The sequence below is a fragment of the Pantoea agglomerans NBRC 102470 genome (assembly GCF_001598475.1).
GTDB lineage: Bacteria > Pseudomonadota > Gammaproteobacteria > Enterobacterales > Enterobacteriaceae > Pantoea > Pantoea agglomerans.
The window spans coordinates 18,927-39,430 of record NZ_BCZA01000016.1; the positions used below are offsets into that span (position 1 = coordinate 18,927).

General features: G+C 55.4%; 20 protein-coding genes and 1 pseudogene. 14 read left to right on the forward strand and 7 right to left on the reverse strand.

All coding sequences use genetic code 11. The features are described 5' to 3' along the window. Nucleotides 1-188: 188 nt before the first annotated feature. Together PAG01S_RS20830 and PAG01S_RS20835 are read right to left on the reverse strand one after the other, a co-directional pair. The gene (locus tag PAG01S_RS20830; RefSeq protein WP_062759660.1) at nucleotides 189-902 is read right to left on the reverse strand and encodes a GNAT family N-acetyltransferase; all 714 of its coding nucleotides are present in this window, start codon (nucleotides 900-902) and stop codon (nucleotides 189-191) included. 149 nt (nucleotides 903-1,051) lie between these two features. Further along, entirely contained in the window at nucleotides 1,052-2,137 is a 1,086-nt protein-coding gene (locus PAG01S_RS20835; protein ID WP_062759661.1) for a LacI family DNA-binding transcriptional regulator, read from the reverse strand. 193 nt (nucleotides 2,138-2,330) lie between these two features. Between PAG01S_RS20835 and PAG01S_RS20840 the strand changes: the two genes are divergently transcribed. From PAG01S_RS20840 to PAG01S_RS20855, 4 genes are all read left to right on the forward strand, one after another. Beyond that, nucleotides 2,331-3,143 carry an ABC transporter substrate-binding protein gene (locus tag PAG01S_RS20840; RefSeq protein ID WP_031593265.1) on the forward strand — a complete coding sequence of 271 codons (813 nt, stop codon included), beginning with the start codon at nucleotides 2,331-2,333 and terminating at the stop codon, nucleotides 3,141-3,143. Nucleotides 3,144-3,204: 61 nt separating this feature from the next. After that, nucleotides 3,205-4,011, forward strand: a complete 807-nt coding sequence (locus PAG01S_RS20845; RefSeq protein WP_062759662.1) for an amino acid ABC transporter permease — start codon at nucleotides 3,205-3,207, stop codon at nucleotides 4,009-4,011. Beyond that, entirely contained in the window at nucleotides 4,004-4,765 is a 762-nt protein-coding gene (locus PAG01S_RS20850) for an amino acid ABC transporter ATP-binding protein (RefSeq protein ID WP_010671731.1), read from the forward strand. The genes PAG01S_RS20845 and PAG01S_RS20850 overlap by 8 nt, the downstream gene beginning before the upstream one ends. A gap of 19 nt (nucleotides 4,766-4,784) precedes the next feature. Then, nucleotides 4,785-5,897 (forward strand): NAD(P)/FAD-dependent oxidoreductase, encoded by a 1,113-nt coding sequence (locus PAG01S_RS20855; protein WP_062759663.1) that lies wholly within the window; start codon nucleotides 4,785-4,787, stop codon nucleotides 5,895-5,897. A 42-nt stretch (nucleotides 5,898-5,939) separates the two neighbouring features. Here PAG01S_RS20855 and PAG01S_RS20860 read toward each other — a convergent pair whose 3' ends face one another. Both PAG01S_RS20860 and PAG01S_RS20865 read right to left on the reverse strand, forming a co-directional pair. Continuing rightward, a complete protein-coding gene (locus PAG01S_RS20860; RefSeq protein ID WP_022625353.1) occupies nucleotides 5,940-6,446 on the reverse strand; it encodes an RcnB family protein in 507 nt (168 codons plus the stop codon). 132 nt (nucleotides 6,447-6,578) lie between these two features. Beyond that, nucleotides 6,579-7,832 carry a serine hydrolase domain-containing protein gene (locus PAG01S_RS20865; protein WP_062759664.1) on the reverse strand — a complete coding sequence of 418 codons (1,254 nt, stop codon included), beginning with the start codon at nucleotides 7,830-7,832 and terminating at the stop codon, nucleotides 6,579-6,581. Nucleotides 7,833-8,071: 239 nt separating this feature from the next. On the opposite strand from PAG01S_RS20865, the gene PAG01S_RS20870 reads away from it, so the two are divergent. The 10 genes and pseudogenes from PAG01S_RS20870 (at nucleotide 8,072) to PAG01S_RS20910 (ending at nucleotide 18,577) form a co-directional block, all read left to right on the forward strand. Beyond that, nucleotides 8,072-8,740: a YecA/YgfB family protein gene (locus PAG01S_RS20870; RefSeq protein ID WP_033769584.1), complete on the forward strand. Its 669-nt coding sequence runs from the start codon at nucleotides 8,072-8,074 to the stop codon at nucleotides 8,738-8,740. Nucleotides 8,741-8,921: 181 nt separating this feature from the next. Further along, entirely contained in the window at nucleotides 8,922-9,515 is a 594-nt protein-coding gene (gene uhpA, locus PAG01S_RS20875) for a response regulator transcription factor UhpA (protein WP_010251517.1), read from the forward strand. Further along, the gene (gene uhpB / locus PAG01S_RS20880; RefSeq protein ID WP_062759665.1) at nucleotides 9,512-11,011 is read left to right on the forward strand and encodes a signal transduction histidine-protein kinase/phosphatase UhpB; all 1,500 of its coding nucleotides are present in this window, start codon (nucleotides 9,512-9,514) and stop codon (nucleotides 11,009-11,011) included. Before uhpA ends, uhpB begins: the two co-directional genes overlap by 4 nt. Before the next feature lie 9 nt (nucleotides 11,012-11,020). Then, the gene (locus tag PAG01S_RS20885; RefSeq protein ID WP_010671736.1) at nucleotides 11,021-12,349 is read left to right on the forward strand and encodes an MFS transporter; all 1,329 of its coding nucleotides are present in this window, start codon (nucleotides 11,021-11,023) and stop codon (nucleotides 12,347-12,349) included. Between the two features lie 152 nt (nucleotides 12,350-12,501). Beyond that, nucleotides 12,502-13,893 (forward strand): hexose-6-phosphate:phosphate antiporter UhpT, encoded by a 1,392-nt coding sequence (gene uhpT / locus PAG01S_RS20890; RefSeq protein WP_010251526.1) that lies wholly within the window; start codon nucleotides 12,502-12,504, stop codon nucleotides 13,891-13,893. A gap of 282 nt (nucleotides 13,894-14,175) precedes the next feature. Then, a pseudogene (locus PAG01S_RS22695) lies at nucleotides 14,176-14,355 on the forward strand (HTH domain-containing protein); the annotation flags it as partial. Between the two features lie 126 nt (nucleotides 14,356-14,481). After that, nucleotides 14,482-15,687 (forward strand): BglG family transcription antiterminator, encoded by a 1,206-nt coding sequence (locus tag PAG01S_RS20895; RefSeq protein ID WP_229518688.1) that lies wholly within the window; start codon nucleotides 14,482-14,484, stop codon nucleotides 15,685-15,687. Between the two features lie 18 nt (nucleotides 15,688-15,705). Further along, nucleotides 15,706-16,179, forward strand: a complete 474-nt coding sequence (locus PAG01S_RS20900) for a PTS sugar transporter subunit IIA (protein ID WP_062759666.1) — start codon at nucleotides 15,706-15,708, stop codon at nucleotides 16,177-16,179. Between the two features lie 107 nt (nucleotides 16,180-16,286). Further along, the gene (locus PAG01S_RS20905) at nucleotides 16,287-17,711 is read left to right on the forward strand and encodes a PTS fructose transporter subunit IIC (protein WP_033780529.1); all 1,425 of its coding nucleotides are present in this window, start codon (nucleotides 16,287-16,289) and stop codon (nucleotides 17,709-17,711) included. A 5-nt stretch (nucleotides 17,712-17,716) separates the two neighbouring features. Beyond that, on the forward strand, nucleotides 17,717-18,577 hold the full coding sequence (locus tag PAG01S_RS20910; protein ID WP_062759667.1) for a ketose-bisphosphate aldolase: 861 nt from the start codon (nucleotides 17,717-17,719) through the stop codon (nucleotides 18,575-18,577). A 231-nt stretch (nucleotides 18,578-18,808) separates the two neighbouring features. Here PAG01S_RS20910 and PAG01S_RS20915 read toward each other — a convergent pair whose 3' ends face one another. From PAG01S_RS20915 to PAG01S_RS22000, 3 genes are read right to left on the reverse strand one after another with little or no spacing between them, the layout of a single operon-like run. Beyond that, nucleotides 18,809-19,294 carry an Hcp family type VI secretion system effector gene (locus PAG01S_RS20915; RefSeq protein WP_062759668.1) on the reverse strand — a complete coding sequence of 162 codons (486 nt, stop codon included), beginning with the start codon at nucleotides 19,292-19,294 and terminating at the stop codon, nucleotides 18,809-18,811. Between the two features lies 1 nt (nucleotide 19,295). Further along, a complete protein-coding gene (locus tag PAG01S_RS20920) occupies nucleotides 19,296-19,817 on the reverse strand; it encodes a hypothetical protein (RefSeq protein WP_033759772.1) in 522 nt (173 codons plus the stop codon). Then, a complete protein-coding gene (locus PAG01S_RS22000) occupies nucleotides 19,798-20,313 on the reverse strand; it encodes a DUF2778 domain-containing protein (protein ID WP_073970701.1) in 516 nt (171 codons plus the stop codon). The genes PAG01S_RS20920 and PAG01S_RS22000 overlap by 20 nt, the downstream gene beginning before the upstream one ends. Nucleotides 20,314-20,504: the final 191 nt, after the last annotated feature.

Here is a 20,504-nt window from a genome sequence, read left to right on the forward strand (position 1 = left end):
AGATAAGCTGGATGTCGCTCTCAGTGAAATGAATTTCCGATTAACTTCGGCTGTGGACAGCCTCAGAAATGACGTTGTTACCCTGACCACCGATATGCGCTGGATCAAACGGTTATCTATTCTCATGACCACCACCCTGCTGGCGGCGGTCCTGAAAGATATTTTAATGTGATCCCGTTATCACCCTGTCAGGGTCTGTCGCGCAGCGCCTCCAGCTTTTCGCGCTGCTGACCGTCGGCGGTAAAGTTATCCTCCGCCAGCCAGCGCTGCAGGCCCTTTTTCACCTGCGGCCATTCGCTATCGATAAGCGAGAACCAGCTGGTGTCACGTGAACGCCCTTTGTAGATGATTGCCTGACGGAAATCGCCTTCATAACGAAAACCGAGACGTGCCGCTGCCTTACGGGAAGGGGCATTACAGCTATCGCATTTCCATTCATAGCGGCGATAACCCAGCGTCTCAAAGGCGTAACGCATCAGCAGGAAATGCGCCTCCGTTGCCATGCGGGTCTGTTTCAGCCGGGCCGAAAACATGACATGCCCGACTTCCATCACGCCATGTTCCGGCTGGATGCGCATTAACGACAGGCTGCCTACTGCCTGGTCGGTGGCCAGATCGATCACGGCAAAATGCAGCGGATCGCGGCTCACTTCAAGCTGTGCGGCATACGCCTGCCATGCCGGACGTTCGGTAAAGGGACCGGCAGGCAGGTAAGTCCAGTCACGCCCATCTTCAGCCAGCGCCCATGCCTCAAACAGTGCCTCAGCATGACGCGCCACACTGAACGGCTCCAGCCGACAAACTTCGCCAGTAAAAACCTGATGCTGGGGCAGAGGTCGGGGCTGCCAGTCTGGCATTGGCTCACCGACCGGCTGTCCGAACTGATTGGTATGTTGTGGCATGTTGTCTCCTGGCTACAGATTATCTCTGCAGATTGCCACGATCATAATTGATTAAAAAGGACCAAAACTGGCGAAAATGATAGAACCATTGCCTGCGAACGCATCAGCCAGGCGATATACCGGTTACCGGGCTGGCCGGGTTAACCGCATCATTCCGCACTAATGAGGCTGGCCGGTGCGGCAATGGACTGGCGAATCATCAGACGGGCATCAAAGCGCGGCATCGGTCCGACGGCTTCGCCGCGTATCTCCGCGATCAGGCGTCGTGCCGCTTCACGGCCCATCTCATACACCGGTTGCGCTACCACCGTCAGCGGTGGCGTGACAATCTCACTCCACGGAAAATTGTCATACATCACGAATGAGAGATCAGCAGGGATTCGCAGTCCGCGCTGCGTCACTTCGCGCAGCAGCCACATCGCCACCACGCTGTCAGAAGCCACCAGCGCAGTGGGCGGCTGCGGACGCTGCCACAGCTCGGCCACGATACGGGCAATCTCCGCTTCGTCCAGCGCATTCACTTTCACCATCGTCGGATCAAATTCCACGCCCGCGGCAGCAAATGCCTGCATCATGCCGCCCACGCGCTGGGCGACCGGCGTCAGGCCAAAATCACCTGGCGTGCTGTAGTCGGTTGCCAGTGCCATGCTGGTGATATAGGCGATGTGGCGATGGCCCGCTTCCAGTAACTGCGAGGTTGCTTCTGCAGCCACTTCGGTAAATTCGCAACAGATCGCCTCCACATCAAGGTCAGTTACTGCGCGATCAAATAATTTCAGCGCTCTGCCCTCTTCCAGTACCTGAGTCAGGTGACTGTTGTGACGGTGTTCTGAACAGCAGGGCGCAACGATGATGCCGTCGACCCGCTTTTCCAGCATCACCCGCACCGCATCCTGCTCAGCCTGCAACTTCTCATCGCTGTTACTGAGCAGCAGATGGTAACCGGCAGTGCGCGCCACATCCGCCATGCCGCGCAGCGCAAGACCAAAATGGGGATTCTCAATGTCGCCGACAATCACACCGATGGTATTAGAACGACCGGTGTTCATACTGCGGGCCAGGGCATTCAGACGATAGCCCAGCGCGGAGGCCGCGCTGTTGACCCGCTCCTGCACCTCATCACTGACCGCCCCATAGCCACCCAGCGCACGCGCCGCCTGGGCTTTGGATACTTTTGCTGCGCGCGCCACATCCGCTACGGTGGGCGCTTTAGATTGTCGTTTCTGGCTGGTCATAATTATTTTGAATCACAGGTTGATGACAGGAATATTGACGCCGAAAAAAGGCTGTGCTTAAACTCATTGTAACCCCTTGAGACCGGTCTCACAACATCAGTGTCTTAAGGTGCCACCTGTGTTGAGACCGGTCTCAATTATAACCGCTGGCTCAACAGTCTCTGATGTTTAAACCTGCAAAAACGGATGAGCTATGAAATCGCAAACCACCCTGGGCAAACTGCTCGGCACCACGCTCGCACTCTGTTCACTGTCGTTCTGTACGCTGGCTGCCAGCGATAACAATCCCTATGGGCTGATCGAACCGGGTCAGCTACGCATCGCCAGCGTCGGCGACTCAAAACCTTACACCTTCACGGATGCCAGCGGTCAGTTCACCGGCTTTGACGTCGAATTCTTCAAAGATGTCGCCCATCGTATCGGGATCGATAAGGTCGATTTTATTGGACAGGACTTCTCGGCCATCATGCCGGCGGTGGCCAACGGTCAGTATGACGCGGCGGTGGCGGCCATCGGCATCACCCCTGCGCGTGAAAAGACGGTGGATTTTTCAACCGGCTATCTGGCGGGATTTCTCACCGTGCTGACCCGCCACGACAGCGGCGTGAAGAATGTCGCCAGCCTGGCAAAACACCGGCTCGGGGTGGTTCAGGGTACGCTGCAGGAGAGCTATGCCGTCGAACACTTCACCCAGACCGATCTCGTACGCTTCCCGGATAACAACAGCGCAGTCTCTGCGCTCAACAACGGTACGCTCGACGCGATCTTCCTCGACTACGAGGCGGCAAAAAGCTACGCCGACCGCTTTAAGCTGGTCTCTGCCGCCGACATCCCCTCGTTTGATGCACCGGCCGGCATTGCCATTGCCAAAGGCAAACCCGCCTTCAAGGCCGCGCTGGACAGCGCCATTAAAGCAGCCATGCAGGATGGCACCTGGCAACGGCTCTATCAGAAGTGGTTCCCCGGATCGCCGATGCCAAAACAGTATCTGCCTGGCGGGCAGTAAAGATGCGGACGTTCGCGTCCTGAGTTAACCGGGGGATCCCCCACCCTGCATGGAGACGGCGATGGACTTGCTCACGATTCTTTCCCGCACCTTCTTTGATTTTCCATCAATGATGGAAGTACTGCCGCAGATGCTGACCACCGGGCTGGTCAACACGGTGATTATCTCGCTGGCGGCAACGCTGCTCGGCACGCTATTCGGCCTTCTGCTGGCGCTGATGGGCATCTCGCCCTCACGCTGGCTGCGTCTGCCTGCCCGGCTCTATACCGATCTGTTCCGCGGTCTGCCATCGATTCTGACCATTCTGCTGATTGGTCAGGGCCTGGCGCGCTTCAGCTATCAGCTGTTCGGTCCTACGCCCTATCCGCTGGGGATCTTCGCCCTCAGCCTGATCGCCAGCGCCTACATGGGCGAGATTTTCCGCGCCGGTATTCAGAGTATTGAACGCGGCCAGATGGAAGCCTGCCGTGCGCTGGGGATGAGTTATGGCCGGGCAATGCGACTGGTGGTGATCCCGCAGGGGATCCGCCGCGTACTGCCCGCCATCGTTAACCAGTTCATCGCCATCATTAAAGATTCCTCGCTGGTTTACCTGCTGGGCCTGATGACCCAACAACGGGAACTGTTTCGCGTGGGCCAGGATGCGGCGGTGCTCACCGGCAATCTCTCGCCCCTGATGCTGGCAGGGCTGTTCTATCTGATTATCACTGTGCCGCTGACGCACATGGTCAACTATGTCGATGTGCGTTATCGCACCGGCCGACGTCGCCTGACTGCCCCGCAAAGTGGCTTAAAAGAGGTGGAGGAAGTCAGAGCGCCCGGCGGCGCACTGGTCACTCATCCCCGGATCGGAGGCAACCATGAATAACCTGAACAGCACCACTGCCGCGAGCTGGCACGGTGCCAGCCTGGAGCTGCGCGATCTGACTCTGGCTTATGGCCCGATTGAGGTGTTGCGTAACGTCTCGCTGCGGGTCGCGCCCGGCAGCACTACCTGCATTATCGGGCCATCCGGTTCGGGTAAGTCGACGCTGCTGCGCGGCATCAACCGGCTGCATGAACCGCAATCGGGGGATGTACTTCTGGCTGATCGGTCAGTGTTGCGCGACAAGCCAGATGCGCTGCGGTTACGGATCGGCATGGTGTTTCAGCATTTCAATCTCTTCCCCGATCACAGCGCGCTGGAGAACGTGGCGCTGGCACCGTGGCGGGTTAAAGGCCTGCCCAAAGCGCAGGCGATGGCGATTGCGCGTCAGCGGCTGGAAGAAGTGGGTCTGGGTCAGCGCGCCGATCACCGGCCACGCGATCTCTCCGGCGGCCAGCAGCAGCGTGTCGCGATTGCCCGCGCGCTGGCGATGGATCCCGAGGTCATGCTGTTTGATGAGGCGACCTCCGCGCTCGATCCCGAACTGGTGAAAGGTGTCCTGACGCTGATGGCAGATCTCTGTCGTCGCGGCATGACGATGGTTGTGGTGACACATGAAATGGGCTTTGCGCGCAAAGTGGCGGATCAGGTGGTGTTTATGGACGAAGGCGAGATTGTTGAAGCCGGGCCGCCGGGCGCCATTTTTGATACGCCACAGTCGCCGCGACTGCAACGTTTTCTCTCTGAAGTGCTGTAACTGAGCAAGGAACCTGATAATGGCGGTAAAAACTGAAATGAAAGTGGTTGTTCTGGGCGGTGGCGTAATAGGTGTCTCGACGGCGCTGGAGCTGACAAAACGGGGAGCGGCGGTGACCCTGGTGACCGAAGCCGCGCTCTGTTCTGGCGCATCGGGACGTTCACTCTCCTGGCTCAACTCGGCGGGTGAACGCTCCCGCCCCTATCACGCGCTGCGCATGGCGGGCATTGATCGCTATCGCACCCTGTTTGCTCAACAACCCACCCTCGACTGGCTGCGTTTTGATGGCGGCGTTTGCTGGTTCAGCAATGATGCAGCCGGCACGCAGGCGCGGCACGCCTATGAGAAAGCACACGGCTACGACTCACAACTCATCACCCCTGATAACGTGGCACAGGCGGATGCGACGATCGATCCCGACGCGCTGCCGTCGCAGGCGATTTTTAACCCCGGTGAAGGCTGGGTCAGTCTGCCGCACCTGTCAGAGTATCTGGTGAATCAGTTCCGGGCGCGGGGTGGTGAAGTGATTGAACACGCCGGTAAAGCCAGTGTGATCACCGATCAGGGCCGGGCCTGCGGCATTCGCAGTGAGCTGGGTGAACTACAGGCAGATGCGGTGGTGGTCGCCTGCGGGCCCTGGACACCGGATGTGATTGCGCCACTGGGCGTGACGATTCCCAACGGATCGCCCGTCTCCATGCTGGTGATCACTGAGCCGGGCAAACATGAACTCAAGGCGGTGCTGAACACGCCTCGCGCCGCCATCCGGCCAAACCCCGGCAACCGTTACGCCCTGGATCATGACTGGTACGAGGCTGATATCCAGAAGCTGGCCGGAGGCGATTACCATATTGATAAGCAGGTTGTAGCAAAGCTGGCCGAGGAAGCGAGTCAGCTGTTACGGGGTGACGAGCCGCTCAGCGTCCAGAGCTGGAAAATTGGCCTGAAGCCGATTCCGGGCGATGGCGATCCGGTGCTGGGGCAACTGCAGAAGGTGCCGGGCTGTTATGTGGCGTTCACGCATTCGGGTGCAACCCTGGCGCTGATTGTCGGTGAATTGCTGGCGGAGGAGATTGTAAGCGGTGAAAAGCATCCGATGCTGGCAAGCTTTGGTGCTGAGCGTTTCAGCTAAAAAAAGCCGGTCATCACGACCGGCTGATTTTTACCGCTTATTTTAACCGCGGAAGAAGATATCGCCCGATTTACCCATGACGATTTTACCGGTGTCATTGGTAATAAGAATGTAATTGGCGTTGATATAGGCCCAGTGGGTATTTTCCTGCGGAGCAGGCAGATTACGCTTTTGCCACTCATTGATGGTGTACGTTTTATCGGTGTACTTCTCTGGCACTGTGTCACCGATTTGGTACTGTTTGTAGTCGATGATGATGGTGCTGAGGTCGTAATTAGGGTGCGCGCCATTGGAAGGTGCCGGCGTGGTCGGCGTAATACCATCATTAGATTGTGAGCTGGTCGGCGCCTGGCTTTGCGCGGCACCGGCATCCGGCTGAACGCTGCCCGTATCAGGCGTAGCGGGCTGCGCATCCGGATTAGCAGGCTGAATCTGCGGCGGTGGCGGAACGGTATCCGTTGCTTCGCCAGCGGCTTGTACAGCGGGGATCAGGCTCAGCGAGCCAACCAGTAATCCCATTGATAAAAGTACACGTTGAGTCCTGCGCATAATGATTTCCACGTTGAATTTTGACAGTCAGGCTAAAGACAATGTTTATCGCACTTCAGTTCCGGCGCACTGACGCTATGTGTAAGGAAAAACAGCGCTATTCACTTTACTGCACACAGGCCAGGTAGCGGATCACTGTCCGACCACTTTATCCTGAGTTGCCAGATCGACCAACAACGCAATGCCTAAATAGTTACTCCAGTTAAAGCCGTTCTGCAGCACCACAATCGCATTGCCGTTACGTTTATCGTAGCCGATAAAACTGGCATAGCCGCCGATATAGCCCACCTGATAGGTGATCTGCTGCTGTTCGAAAGTGTCGGTCACCCAGGCGATATTCTGCGCCTGCGCGCCCTGCTGATACCACGCCTGATCTACCGCCGCGAAAGCCCGGTCCCGCGCAGCATCACCGGTAGCGCTGAGATGTGCGCGCAAATAAGCACTCAGATCGCGCGCGTTACTGTAGAGACTGGCCGCGGCCACCATGTTGCCGTGAAAATGCCAGTCAGGCGTCAGCGTGCCGCGGCGGATTAATTTTGGCTGATCACCTGCATGGCCCAGCGCACGCAATGGATAGCCCGCCAGCGTTTCCGGTACAAAGCTGCTTTGGTTCATTTTTAACGGTGTGAAGATAAGCTGTGACGCCAGCGTCTGAATATCCTGATGACAACGCGTGCGCAGGATATAACCGAGCAGCGCATAGCCGAGGTTGGAGTAGTGTGGCATGCGTACCGCGGGTGCAGAGAAGTCCGCCAGATAACTCAGCAGCTTGTCGCTATCAAGATTGCCATAGAAGTTCTCGCCGGTGTCCAGATAACGAACGAACTGCTGCAGCATCGTCAGATCCATATCCTGTCGCGGCAGACCCGAGGTGTGCGTCACCAGCTGCAGCAGCGTGATGCGCTGCGCGTCAGCGCTGAGGCGAACGCCTTCCGGCAGAAGATCGGCCAGTGTATCGCTCCAGCGCAGCTTACCCTGATCAACCAGCTGGATAATCACTTCTGCCGTCACGCCTTTACTCAGCGATCCCAGTGCAAACAGGGTATCGGGCGTGATCGGATAGCGATGCACACGATCGGTGACGCCAAAAGCGTAATAGCGGGTCGGCCCACCGCGATGAATGACCGCAATGCTGATGCCGGGAACCTGCTTCTGTTGCATGTAATGCTGCACGATGTCGTCGACATTTTCATGAAAGGTGGCGTGTGTCAGATAAACGCGGTCGCCCACCGGGGCGGAGGTTTGCGACAGGGTTCCACATCCCGCCAGCAGGAAGATAAAGGCTGGCATGAATCGCGTCATTAATCTGCTGATCCACTGGCCGCCAGGGGTCAGCCGTGCAAGGGAGACTGCAACAGCCGGCCTGCCAGTAAATCCATTTTTCATATATTAATCATTAACTTATTATTATTTAACACGCAACTGTCTGGCTGGAGCGCAAAAATGTACCATAAAGTGCTGTGGGCTATCGCCTGCACAACGGGGTGAAAGTGGTGCTAAACGCGGTTTAATCACCGCAGCTCGCCCGAACAGGGTTAGCTGTGTTGCAGTCCACAAGAGTGTACACTGCTGCGGTTTTAAGGCTCAACGCCGCTGAAATTTTGAAATGCCCGGGAGGCAACCGCATGAAAGAAGGCCCACTGTCCGAAAAAGAGCTGCAATGGCTGGAAGATATGCTGGAAAAATATGGCAGCGAAGCATCGATTATTGATGTCTCCGAGCTCGACGGCCTGCTGACTGCCGTTCTCTCCGGTCCCGTCACCGTCGAGCCAAGCCAGTGGCTGGTGGCACTGTGGGGTGGCGAGAAGCAGATCCCAAAATGGAGCAACGAGCGTGAAATGACGCGCTTTATGTCGCTTTGCTTCCAGCATATGAATGATGTGGCTGACCGCTTATCTGAATTCCCTGAGCAGTTCGAACCGCTGTTTGGCATCCGCGAAATGGAAGGTCTGGAATTTACCGTGGTGGAAGAGTGGTGCTTCGGCTACATGCGCGGTGTCGCGCTGACCGACTGGTCTGCCCTGCCGCAGGACCTGCAACCCGCGCTGGACGCCATCGCTCTGCACGGCGTGGAAGAGAACCTTGAAAAGATCGATGCCATGACGCCGGACGAGATGGAAGCCAGCATTGAAGCTATCCGTCCTGCTGCGCTGGCGCTGCACGATCACTGGATCTCCCAGCCTGAAGCGATTCCCGTTCCCCAGAAGCCTGTCGCGGCAGAGAAACTGCCCGGCCGCAACGATCCCTGCCCGTGCGGCAGCGGCAAAAAATATAAGCAGTGCTGTCTGCACTGATCGGCTGCTTAGCCTCACGATCTGCCGGGCGGCGATTCAGCCCGGCATGCTTCTCTCACGATCCACGACAGTTTGACCTGCATCACTCTGCCCACTCCCTTACCTGAATAGACTGCTCACGACTTGAACAGCTTCGTGCTTATCGCTAAGGTAAGCGCGATTTTACCCGCCAGGAATAAACATGATCACCATCGCGCTTATTGACGATCACCTTATCGTCCGCTCCGGCTTTGCCCAGTTGCTGGGCCTGGAATCGGATTTCCAGGTCGTAGCGGAATTTGGTTCTGGCCGTGAGGCGCTGGCAGGTTTACCGGGCCGGGGCGTTCAGGTCTGTATCTGCGATATTTCGATGCCGGATCTCTCCGGGCTGGAGCTGCTGAGCAAGCTGCCGACGGGCCTGGCCACCATCATGCTGTCAGTCCATGACAGTCCGGCCCTGGTGGAGCAGGCGCTTAATGCCGGTGCGCGCGGATTCCTCTCTAAACGCTGTCGTCCCGATGAACTGATCGCGGCGGTGCGCACGGTCTCCACAGGCGGCTGTTATCTGACGCCAGAGATTGCGATCAAGCTGGCCGCTGGTCGGCAGGACCCGCTGACCCGACGCGAACGTCAGGTGGCGGAAAAACTGTCACAGGGCATGGCGGTAAAGGAAATTGCCGTTGAGCTGGCGCTGTCACCGAAAACCGTACATGTCCATCGCGCGAATCTGATGGAGAAGCTCGGCGTCAGCAATGATGTGGAGCTGGCGCGCCGCATGTTTGATGGCTGGCAATGAGCCCCTGTGTTTCGCGGCTGATCTCCATTGTCGCCAGCTTTTTCATCTTCTCGGCGGCCTGGTTCTGCCTGTGGAGTATCAGCCTGCACCTGGTGGAACGCCCGGAGCTGGCGGTGCTGCTATTCCCGTTTGGCCTGCGTCTGGGGCTGATGCTGCAATGTCCACGCGCTTACTGGCCGGTGTTGCTGGTAGCTGAGTGGATCATGCTGATCTGGCTGGCGAAGGTGGTCGCGCTGGCGCATCTGCCGCTGTTAATGGCAGGCAGTGTACTGACGCTGCTGCCGGTCGCGCTGATCTCCCATTACCGCCATCAGCGTGACTGGCGCACGCTGCTGAGCCAGGGCGCGGCTCTGATCGCCGCGGCGCTGCTGCAGTCCCTGGCGTGGGCGGGACAGCAGGAGATGCTGAACGCCCTGCTGCTGACGCTCACCGGTGGTCTGACGCTGGCCCCGACCTGCCTGGTCATCTGGCACTACCTCACCAGCACCCGCTGGCAGCCGCTGGGGCCGGCGCTGGTCTCGCAACCGGTCAACTGGCGCGCCCGGCATCTTATCTGGTATCTGCTGCTGTTTGTCATCAGTCTGTGGTTGCAGCTTGGCCTGCCCGCTGAACTGTCGCGCTTTACGCCATTCTGTCTGGCGCTGCCGATTATTGCGCTGGCCTGGCACTACGGCTGGCAGGGTGCGCTGATCGCGACGCTGATGAACGCAATCGCGCTGATCGCCAGCCAGACCTGGCACGATCATCCGGTCGATCTCCTGCTCTCGCTACTGGCGCAAAGCCTGACCGGACTGCTGCTGGGTGCCGGTATCCAGCGGCTGCGCGAGCTGAATCAGTCGCTGCAGAGTGAGCTGGCACGCAACCGGCGCCTGGCGGAACGGCTGGTCGAGACAGAAGAGAACGTGCGCCAGGAGGTGGCGCGCGAACTGCACGATGATATCGGTCAGACGATTACGGCAATCCGCACCCAGGCGGGCATTGTGCAGCGCCTGGCGCCGGATAATGGCCGGGTGATCCAGAGCGGCGTCCATATTGAGCAGCTCTCTCTTGGCGTCTACGATTCAGTGCGGCGACTGCTGGGACGCCTGCGACCCCGCCAGCTAGATGACCTGTCACTTGAACAGGCAGTTCGCTCCCTGATGCGTGAAATGGAGCTGGAGGATTGCGGCATCGTCAGTCACCTTGAGTGGCGTATTGATGAGACGCTACTGAGCGAAGCGCAGCGCGTCACGCTGTTTCGCGTCTGTCAGGAGGGGCTGAACAACATTGTGAAACACGCCAGCGCCAGCGCCGTGACGCTCAAAGGCTGGCAACAGAATGGTCGCGTTTTGCTGGTGATTGAAGATGATGGCTGCGGTCTGCCGCCAGGTTCCGGTCAGCAGAGCTTTGGTCTGGTCGGGATGCGCGAACGCGTGAGTGCGCTGGGCGGATCGCTGACTATCTCCTGCACCCATGGAACCCGCGTCAGCGTGCATCTGCCGCTGCGTATGGCCTGAGGAACCACCGTGTTTAACTTTCTGAAAACGCCCGCTAACGCCGCTCCGCTGCAGGACAAAAGTGAGATTGACAGCCGCTATCGCTACTGGCGACGGCACATCATGTCGACCATCTGGATCGGCTATGCCCTGTTCTACTTTACCCGCAAAAGCTTCAACGCGGCAGCGCCGGAAGTGATCGCCAGCGGCGTGATGATGCGCACCGATATCGGCCTGCTGGCGACGCTATTTTACATCACCTACGGCCTGTCGAAGTTCTTCTCCGGCATCGTCAGTGACCGCTCCAACGCCCGTTACTTTATGGGGCTGGGGCTGATCGCTACCGGCGTGGTCAATATCCTGTTTGGCTTTTCCACCTCACTGTGGGCCTTTGCGCTGCTGTGGACCATCAACGCCTTTTTCCAGGGCTGGGGCGCGCCGGTCTGCGCGCGCCTGCTGACCAGCTGGTATTCACGTAACGAGCGCGGCGGCTGGTGGGCATTATGGAACACCGCGCACAACGTTGGCGGTGCGGTTATCCCGATCGTTATCGGCGCAGTGGCGCTGCACTATGGCTGGCGAATCGGGATGATGATTGCGGGCAGTTTAGCGATCCTCGCCGGACTGTTTCTCTGCTGGCGTCTGCGCGACCGGCCTCAGACTGTCGGACTGCCCGCGGTAGGCGACTGGCGACAGGATGAGATGGAGATGGCGCAGCAGCAGGAAGGCGCAGGTCTGAGTCGCAAAGCGATCCTGACCCGCTACGTGCTATTCAACCCCTACATCTGGCTGCTGTCGTTGTGTTACGTGCTGGTCTATGTGGTTCGCGCGGCGCTCAATGACTGGGGAAATCTCTACATCTCCGACACGCTGGGGGTGGATCTGGTGACGGCCAACTCGGTAGTCACCCTGTTTGAACTGGGCGGTGTGATAGGCGCACTGGTCGCGGGCTGGGGCTCGGACAAGCTGTTTAACGGCAACCGTGGCCCGATGAACCTGATTTTTGCAGCCGGGATTTTACTTTCCGTCGGCTCACTGTGGCTGATGCCGTTTACCAGTTACGTGATGCAGGCAGCCTGCTTTTTTACTACCGGTTTCTTTGTCTTCGGCCCGCAGATGCTGATTGGTATGGCGGCAGCCGAATGTTCCCATAAAGATGCGGCGGGCGCGGCAACCGGCTTCGTCGGCCTTTTCGCCTATCTTGGTGCGTCACTCTCCGGCTGGCCGCTGGCGTGGGTTATCGACGTCTGGCACTGGAGCGGCTTCTTTGCGGTCATTGCCACGGCGGCGGGGATCTCCGCCCTGCTGCTGCTGCCGTTTTTAAATGCTCAGGCACCGCGCCCCCTGCCTGAAGCGTGATACGCCTCTCCTTTTTGCCCCGAGTGGGGCAAAACTAAGAAATTTTCCTGGTTTCGCCTGGATGCTGTCTCAGGCCAGTCTGGCGGCAGGTTTTTACAATGCCAGCCATTCGCTGCCCATTGCAGCTATTCCAACCAGGAGAATCCCCTTCCATGCTGGCATTCCTCAAACAGGTGCGCAGACCGACGCTGGATCTGCCCATCGAACTGCGGCGCAAGATGTGGTTCAAGCCGTTTATGCAGTCCTATCTGGTGGTCTTTATCGGCTACCTGACCATGTATCTGATCCGCAAAAACTTCAATATCGCGCAGAACGATATGATCACTACCTACGGACTGAGCATGACGCAGCTGGGGATGATCGGTCTGGGCTTCTCCATCACCTATGGCGTCGGGAAAACCCTGGTCTCCTATTATGCTGACGGCAAAAACACCAAGCAGTTCCTGCCGTTTATGCTGATCCTCTCGGCCATCTGTATGCTGGGTTTCAGCGCCAGCATGGGCACCGGATCCGTCAGCCTGTTCCTGATGATCGCCTTCTATGCCTTAAGCGGATTCTTCCAGAGTACCGGCGGCTCCTGTAGCTACTCCACCATCACTAAGTGGACGCCGCGCCGCAAACGAGGTACTTATCTTGGCATGTGGAATATCTCCCACAACCTCGGCGGTGCCGGTGCAGCGGGCGTTGCGCTGTTTGGCGCCAATGTGCTGTTCAACGGCCACGTGATTGGGATGTTTATCTTTCCGTCTATTATCGCGCTGATTGTTGGTTTTATCGGCCTGCGCTACGGCAGCGACTCCCCGGAGTCTTATGGCCTGGGCAAGGCCGAAGAGTTGTTTGACGAAGAGCTGAGCGATGAGGACAAAGAAGCCGAAGATGAGTCGATGACCAAATGGCAGATCTTTGTTGAGTACGTACTGAAGAACAAGGTGATCTGGCTGCTCTGCTTCGCCAACATCTTCCTCTATGTGGTGCGCATCGGGATCGATCAGTGGTCAACGGTTTACGCCTTCCAGGAGCTGAAGCTCTCTAAAGAGGTGGCGATTCAGGGCTTTACCCTGTTTGAAGTGGGCGCACTGGTGGGCACGCTGATGTGGGGCTGGTTATCCGATCTGGCCAATGGCCGCCGTGCGCTGGTCGCCTGCGTCGCGTTAGCGCTGATTATTGCCACGCTCGGGATCTATCAGCATGCCAGCAACCAGTATGTCTATCTGGCGTCGCTGTTCGCCCTGGGCTTCCTGGTCTTTGGCCCGCAGCTGTTAATCGGCGTCGCCGCGGTCGGCTTTGTACCGAAAAAGGCAATTGGCGCAGCGGATGGTATCAAAGGCACTTTCGCCTATCTGATTGGTGACAGTTTTGCCAAGCTGGGCCTGGGCATGATTGCCGACGGCACGCCGATATTTGGCCTGACCGGCTGGGCGGGCACCTTTGCCGCACTGGATGCCGCTGCTATCGCCTGTATCTGCCTGATGGCGCTGGTTGCCGTGATGGAAGAGCGTAAGATTCGCCGCGAGAAACGGCTACAGCGTTTGAAGATGGCGTAAAGATAAAACCGGGCCCGGCGTAAGCCGGGCTTTCCCGCCAGGTTCTGCCCTCAGCCATTGATGTAGCCCCACCAATCTGATCACTGCCAGTCAGCCCGCCAAACCCTCCCACCCCCTTTCACTTATTCTTTCATCTCGTCCCCGATTATTTAAGAAATTCACTGTCAGGTGGTCAGCCTGACCACCAGGTTGTGGCCATGTTTTAATATTTACATGGCATAGTGCCTTTGTTTAGATGATAACTGACAAGGCGAATAACGGATTAAGCGGAACCTGATGATGATGAAGGCGCTGACTGAACGGCAACTGACGATTATGCGACAGCTTATTTCTCATAACAGTTATGTGAGCCTGCACGCTATTTCAGAAAAAACGTCTATTACACCCAGAACTCTACGCCGCGATATTGCCGACATTAACGAAAAACTTTCTGACCAGGGAATCAATCTCAGCGGAAAAAGTGGGAGAGGGATCACAATTAAATTCGCTGATGCGCAGTCGGAAATAGCCGCGCGCCGGATTTTCTCAACCGAGGTGGATGATTTCAGCAGCAACTTCAGGATGCTGAAAATAGCGTCGGATTTATTAATGCTGTCACCAAAAAGTTCATCCATCAGCGAACTGGCGGATAAATATTTTATCAGTCGCGCCTCGATAGTGAATGATTTAAAAACATTAGAAGCATGGTTACATCAGTTTGATTTAACCTTGTTAAAAAGTCGGGTCGGGACCAGCATAAAAGGCAGCGACCATAATATTCGCATGGCGATGAAAGCGCTGGTGTTAAAATCGATTTATAACCGTCAGGACATGATGGAAAGCCGTCTGGATGAAAGCACGCTGCAGGAGCTTTCAGAGAAGTTTGGTCAGCAGGCTGTCCATTTTACCCTGCAATTAATTAATTTTATTGAACAGCAACTGCAATATACGATAAGCGATCCTTACTACATCAATTTATTTACGCATATTCTGGTACTGATCCACCGCAGTCACTCGCCGATGCACAGGACCGACGCCCGCGCGGTGTCGATGAACCGGGTCAGCGACCATCACGCCTGGCAGGTGTCACTGGCGGTGATAGAGCGCATTGAGACTGCCTACAACACGGTACTGGTGGCCGAGGAGTCTCACTCCATCTATCAGTATCTGGTCTCCTCCGGTAAGGCGGGCGGTGAGTCACCGCAGCACGATGACTCGCTGATTTCAGAGCGTGAAACCCGCTTTGCTGAGGCGCTGATTGCCCGGGTGGCGCAGCGTATCAACATTGAAATCACTACCGACCAGAACCTGCAGGCGTCATTGTCCTCGCATATCAAACCGATGCTTAACCGCCTCAGATATCACATCCGGATTAAAAATCCGCTGCTGCATGATATTCAGACCGAACTGGGCACGGTGTTCGCCGCCGTTAAAGCGGTGATCAGCCAGCTGACGCAGGAGTACAGCCTGGATGAAATCAGTGACGATGAGGTGGCTTATCTGACGGTGCACATTCAGGCAGCCATCGAAAACAGCATCAAGGTAAAACGGGTCTTGCTGGTCTGCTCCAGCGGTCTGGGCACCTCGCAGCTGCTTTACGGACGGATCATCCGTGCCTTTCCCGACTGGAAAATTATCGACATCGTTCCAGGGAAAAATATTGCTGACTCCCTGAAACGACATGAGTGTGACGTGGTGATTTCCACCATCCGGCTGGAACCGCTGGAAAAACCGGTGGTGTATGTCTCTGCCCTGTTCTCGGCGAAAGATATCGCTCGGGTAACGGAGTGTCTGGTATCGAATTCAATTAATTAATGATAATGGAGAAGCAAAATGACGACAGCCGTGGCTATTAACGAAGTATTAAAAGAAGAGTGCATTATTCTCGATGTCGATTGCCAGACCAAAGAGCAGATTATTTCTCAACTGACCGATCTGCTCTGCCAGACCGGGGCCGTCACTGATAAAGCCGCTTTCCTGGAAGATGTTTATCTGCGTGAGGAATTAGGCTCCACCGGATTTGAAAATCATATTGCTATTCCGCACGGCAAATCTGCCGCCGTCGCTAAAACCCGCATTGCCGTGGGTCGTTTACGCCGCGACATTCCGTGGGAGACCATCGACGGCACCAAAGTCCGGCTGGTTATTCTGTTCGCGGTAAAAGAGTCCGATAAAGATGTGGGCCATATCAAAATGCTCGCCAAAATATCCATCGCGTTAGGCGATGAGGATGTCGTCGAGCAATTACTTAATGTCCCGCATCGCGAAGAGATGTTTCATTTACTGTTATCCCGATCGGGAGCCTGAATAAACCGGAGAGCAACATGAATTAAAAAATTAAGGAGGTATTCCAGGTTGTAGCCATCCCTTCAGACAGAAAAACATAAATATAAAATTTTCACTGGAGAACATTTATGAACATTATTGCCATTACCGCCTGTCCTACAGGTGTCGCCCACACCTACCTTGCCGAAAGTAATTTAAAAAAAGCGGCTAAAAAACTGGGCCTGAATGTATTAGTTGAAACCCAGGGTGCGATTGAAAGCGAATATATTTTCAGCGAAGACGATATTCATCGGGCGGACGTCGTGTTGATCGCCGCAGATAAAAAAGTTGAGATGGCACGCTTCCAGCATAAAAACGTGATTGAGGTGCCCGTTACCCGTGCCGCGAAGGACGCTGAAGGCCTGTTAAATGCCATTGTTAACGGCGAGCTGGCTCCCAGGCTGGCCAACTCCGCTCCGCAGGCCAGTGCATCTGAACCGGCTAACAGTGCCCGCGAGGCGTCGGGTTCCCGCTCCTGGATTTCAGAGATTTATGTGCACCTGATCACCGGCGTGAACCTGATGATCCCCTTTGTGGTGGCGGGCGGCATTCTGATCGCGCTGAGTTTTTCATTCGGGATTACGGCGGCCACACCAGGGGACGCTAATTTCAGCCCGATAGCGAAGATGCTCTCTGACATCGGTGGCGGTTCCGCGTTTGCCCTGATGCTGCCGATTCTGGCGCTGGGGATCAGCCAGTCTGTCAGCGGCAAAGCGGGCATCGTGGCGGGCGCCGTGGGCGGGATGATGGCGATCCACACCGGCTCCGGCTTTCTCGGCGCGCTGATTGCCGGCTTCCTGGCCGGATACATCACGCTGCTGATCAATAACCATATCCATCTGCCCAAAGCGGTCGCCGGACTGAAACCTATTTTAATCGTGCCTCTGTTAAGCGTGCTGCTGACCGGCGCACTGATGGCGCTGCTGATTGGTGAGCCGATCAAAATGCTGCTCGGCTGGCTGACCGACTTCCTCAGTTCGCTGGGTAACACCAACGCGGCCATTCTCGGCCTGCTGTTCGGCATGATGGTGGCCTTTGATATGGGCGGCCCGCTCAATAAAACCGTCTGTATGTTTGCGATTGGCCTGATGTCGAGCGGGGTCTACGGGCCGATTGCCGCCTGTATGGCGGCGGGCATGGTGCCACCACTGGGCATCGCGCTGGCAACCACCCTCTTCCGCCGCAAATTTACCGAGCAGGAGCGCGAGACCGGCAAGGTCACCTACATTCTCGGTCTGTCATTTATTACCGAAGGCGCGATCCCTTACGCGGTCGCCGATCCGCTGCGGGTCATCCCGGCTATCGTGGCGGGCTCCGGGTTAGCAGGCGCACTCTCAATGATGCTGGGCTGTGCTTCCCGCGCTCCGCACGGCGGCATTTTCGTCATCTTCATTCCTAACGTGATCAGCAACGTCATGGGTTATCTGTTTGCGATTGCCGCAGGCAGTCTGCTGACGGCGCTGATCCTGCTGTTCCTGAAAAAAGATATCTCCGTTCCTGCAAAACAAGGATAAAACCTATGCTTTACAACATGAAAGATCTGCTCAGCGTTGCCCGACAGCATCAGTTTGGCGTTGGTGCGTTTAACATCGCCAGCGCGGAGTTTGGACGTGTGGCGGTTGAGACTGCCGAGCGACTGGATTCACCGCTGATTCTGGAGATCCATCCTGAAGAGATGGCCTTCACCGGCCCGGAATTTATCGGCTATCTGCGGACGCTGGCGATTCAGGCGCGCGTGCCGGTGGTGATCCATCTGGACCATGGCCGTTCGCTGGAAGAGGTGATGAAAGCGATCTACGCAGGTTTTACTTCAGTGATGATTGACGCCTCCTCTCACCCTTTTGAGCAGAACATTGCGCTGACGAAGAAGATTGTCGAGATAGCGCACACGATTAATGTCTCTGTGGAAGCGGAGCTGGGCACCATCGGCGTGGCAGAAGGCAGCGGCGAAGGCGGCAGTAATGAGATTCTCTTTACCGATCCGCAGCAGGCCGAGACCTTTGTGCGCGAGACCGGCACCGACACGCTGGCGGTCGCCATCGGCACTTCGCATGGTCTCTACCCCAAAGGGAAGCAGCCGAAGCTGGATATCGAGCGCCTGCAGCAGATCCGTAAGGTGGTCGATATCCCGCTGGTGCTGCATGGCGGTTCAGGCAACAAAGACAGTGAGGTCGCGGAATCGATCCGTTATGGCGTCGGTAAAATCAATATCTCCAGTGATATGAAGAAGGCGTTCTTTGTGGCGCTGGAGCAGGAACTGAAGCTAGGGGGACATGAACCTAATGCTCTGTTTGTTAAACCGATGCAGGCGGCAAGTGAAGTGGTCGCGGCGAAGATGGCGCTGTTTAGTTCGGTGGGGAAAGCGGCGTTGTATCGGTAAGGGGGTGTGTGGCGTGGATGGTGGCTTGAAGACTGGTAGGGAGGCCGGGAAAAGGCACCGATGAATAGGTGCCTTTTTTAGATGTTGTACAACCGGATAACGCGGTCGTAACGTTTTTCGAGCATGCATGGAGGTCGTCACTAAATCCCCCATTACACCCCGGTAACGTTTTAATTAGTGCTTCACTGCCAGGGAGAACTTAGCTATACCACAGGAAACAGGATTTTAATCTCAGGACCGAACATTCCAGTCATCCGTATACTGCACATTACCATCAACGTAACGCCAGGTGATTTTGTCGTACATCAGGGAAAGGCTTTCCATATGGTTGATCTGCGAGTTTCCTGCCATTTTAGCATTTGGCATCCCCGGATTAATGCCAGTCACCTTCACCCCTTCGATAATCATAACAAAATAGCATTCCTCTTGCCCGGCATGGTTAATGCGATACCAGCGAATCTCCGCACTTTTCAGCGTCTGACCAGTAGCAACGGCTTTGTATAAGTATGGGCTGGCGCTATCAAACTCTTTTTCAATCATAATGGGAGAGTGTGATCGCTTGCCGGTGATTTTACCGTTGGCACTATCCACTGGAATATTTAAACCGTGACTGAAGCCAACAATTTCGATAGAACCATCACGATCCTGAACGTCTACAGATCCCTTAATATCTGCACCGCCGTCATCTTTAAGCCACATGTAAGCTGGAATAGGCATTTTACAAACTCCTTTTGAATGTGCATTTCTTCATAATAAAGTAATAGCAGAAAATGGCTAAAATCAGGTTGAAAGCCATAAGTGCAGCCATAGCAACATCTGAAAATTTTTCTATGTCCGGAAAAACAGCCTGGTAAGGTACAAAGCGGACGAATAACCAAAGCAGCATTACAAAAATGATTATTTTTATCAATCGTCGCACGGTAGAGAAAGCCCACTCTTTAGGGAGGCAAGATGGGTTCACTTTGTGAGTAAGGCCGTTAAAAAGGGTGATAATCGCACTCATAACCGGAATGCTGATTAGAGTATTAATTAAAATAGAAAAGTAATCTCGCAACGACTCCCAGGCCTCTAAGTCAGGTTCACCCAGAATGAAATGGGTAACGTTCAGAGCGCTTTGGAAATCAAATAAGGCTGTTATAGAGTCAACTAATCCATCATAGGGAACTTCTTTAGCAACGAACAGCATAATCACAGTAAAGAGCGCTAATTTTATAAAGAGACTAAGGACATGTTTTGCCATTGGCAATTACCTCAATCGTTCCATAGGCCTTTAACTTCCTCATACAAGGAACCTCTATTTTCTGGGTCCTTAATAATGCATTGCGTAACAGGGAAAAATCAGAATCATGCGGAAGTGTGATACAACCCTCAGAAAGAACGCCGGGGTGCAAACGAGAGTTACCACGCTTAACGCTATCAACCCAGGTGTAATCATCAATTGCCCAATCATCCCGCCATATTGCAAACCATTCGGAATGCCTGAACGTAGCACCGCTGGCAAAATGATTATAAATATCCCTTACACCGGCATTTAGTTGTGATCGGAGGCCTCCCTCAGGACGGTCAACAATCCAGTATTTACCCGCTGGTACAGGCCCCTCTTTAGGAATCATTCCACAGGCACCACGATTACGATAAGCACCATTGCCAGAGAACGCTAAAAACGTTCCCACACCCGGAAAGGATAACGGTGAGTAGTCAGCATCATTAATAACAAACTTTCCATGTAGAGCCATTGATAATCCTTGCATCTATAATCCTTTGTGCGCTTATCCTACGCTGGTGAAAAGAAAATGAGCAATAATTCTCCCTGGAAAAAGTCTGAATTTAAGAAATAGGATGATTATGTTAGCAATAAGTCACTTAACAGATGTAATTAATATGCGTTTATGGCTTGTTATTTAACCTGAGAGTAACAGAGATGTTT

What these genes read in the sequence shown, in the direction of transcription:
- PAG01S_RS20830 (WP_062759660.1), bottom strand. Translation starts at nt 902, where the DNA reads ATGCCACAACATACCAATCAGTTCGGACAGCCGGTCGGTGAGCCAATG.
- PAG01S_RS20835 (WP_062759661.1), bottom strand. Translation starts at nt 2,137, where the DNA reads ATGACCAGCCAGAAACGACAATCTAAAGCGCCCACCGTAGCGGATGTG.
- PAG01S_RS20840 (WP_031593265.1), top strand. Translation starts at nt 2,331, where the DNA reads ATGAAATCGCAAACCACCCTGGGCAAACTGCTCGGCACCACGCTCGCA.
- PAG01S_RS20845 (WP_062759662.1), top strand. Translation starts at nt 3,205, where the DNA reads ATGGACTTGCTCACGATTCTTTCCCGCACCTTCTTTGATTTTCCATCA.
- PAG01S_RS20850 (WP_010671731.1), top strand. Translation starts at nt 4,004, where the DNA reads ATGAATAACCTGAACAGCACCACTGCCGCGAGCTGGCACGGTGCCAGC.
- PAG01S_RS20855 (WP_062759663.1), top strand. Translation starts at nt 4,785, where the DNA reads ATGGCGGTAAAAACTGAAATGAAAGTGGTTGTTCTGGGCGGTGGCGTA.
- PAG01S_RS20860 (WP_022625353.1), bottom strand. Translation starts at nt 6,446, where the DNA reads ATGCGCAGGACTCAACGTGTACTTTTATCAATGGGATTACTGGTTGGC.
- PAG01S_RS20865 (WP_062759664.1), bottom strand. Translation starts at nt 7,832, where the DNA reads ATGAAAAATGGATTTACTGGCAGGCCGGCTGTTGCAGTCTCCCTTGCA.
- PAG01S_RS20870 (WP_033769584.1), top strand. Translation starts at nt 8,072, where the DNA reads ATGAAAGAAGGCCCACTGTCCGAAAAAGAGCTGCAATGGCTGGAAGAT.
- uhpA (WP_010251517.1), top strand. Translation starts at nt 8,922, where the DNA reads ATGATCACCATCGCGCTTATTGACGATCACCTTATCGTCCGCTCCGGC.
- uhpB (WP_062759665.1), top strand. Translation starts at nt 9,512, where the DNA reads ATGAGCCCCTGTGTTTCGCGGCTGATCTCCATTGTCGCCAGCTTTTTC.
- uhpT (WP_010251526.1), top strand. Translation starts at nt 12,502, where the DNA reads ATGCTGGCATTCCTCAAACAGGTGCGCAGACCGACGCTGGATCTGCCC.
- PAG01S_RS20895 (WP_229518688.1), top strand. Translation starts at nt 14,482, where the DNA reads ATGCTGTCACCAAAAAGTTCATCCATCAGCGAACTGGCGGATAAATAT.
- PAG01S_RS20900 (WP_062759666.1), top strand. Translation starts at nt 15,706, where the DNA reads ATGACGACAGCCGTGGCTATTAACGAAGTATTAAAAGAAGAGTGCATT.
- PAG01S_RS20905 (WP_033780529.1), top strand. Translation starts at nt 16,287, where the DNA reads ATGAACATTATTGCCATTACCGCCTGTCCTACAGGTGTCGCCCACACC.
- PAG01S_RS20910 (WP_062759667.1), top strand. Translation starts at nt 17,717, where the DNA reads ATGCTTTACAACATGAAAGATCTGCTCAGCGTTGCCCGACAGCATCAG.
- PAG01S_RS20915 (WP_062759668.1), bottom strand. Translation starts at nt 19,294, where the DNA reads ATGCCTATTCCAGCTTACATGTGGCTTAAAGATGACGGCGGTGCAGAT.
- PAG01S_RS20920 (WP_033759772.1), bottom strand. Translation starts at nt 19,817, where the DNA reads ATGGCAAAACATGTCCTTAGTCTCTTTATAAAATTAGCGCTCTTTACT.
- PAG01S_RS22000 (WP_073970701.1), bottom strand. Translation starts at nt 20,313, where the DNA reads ATGGCTCTACATGGAAAGTTTGTTATTAATGATGCTGACTACTCACCG.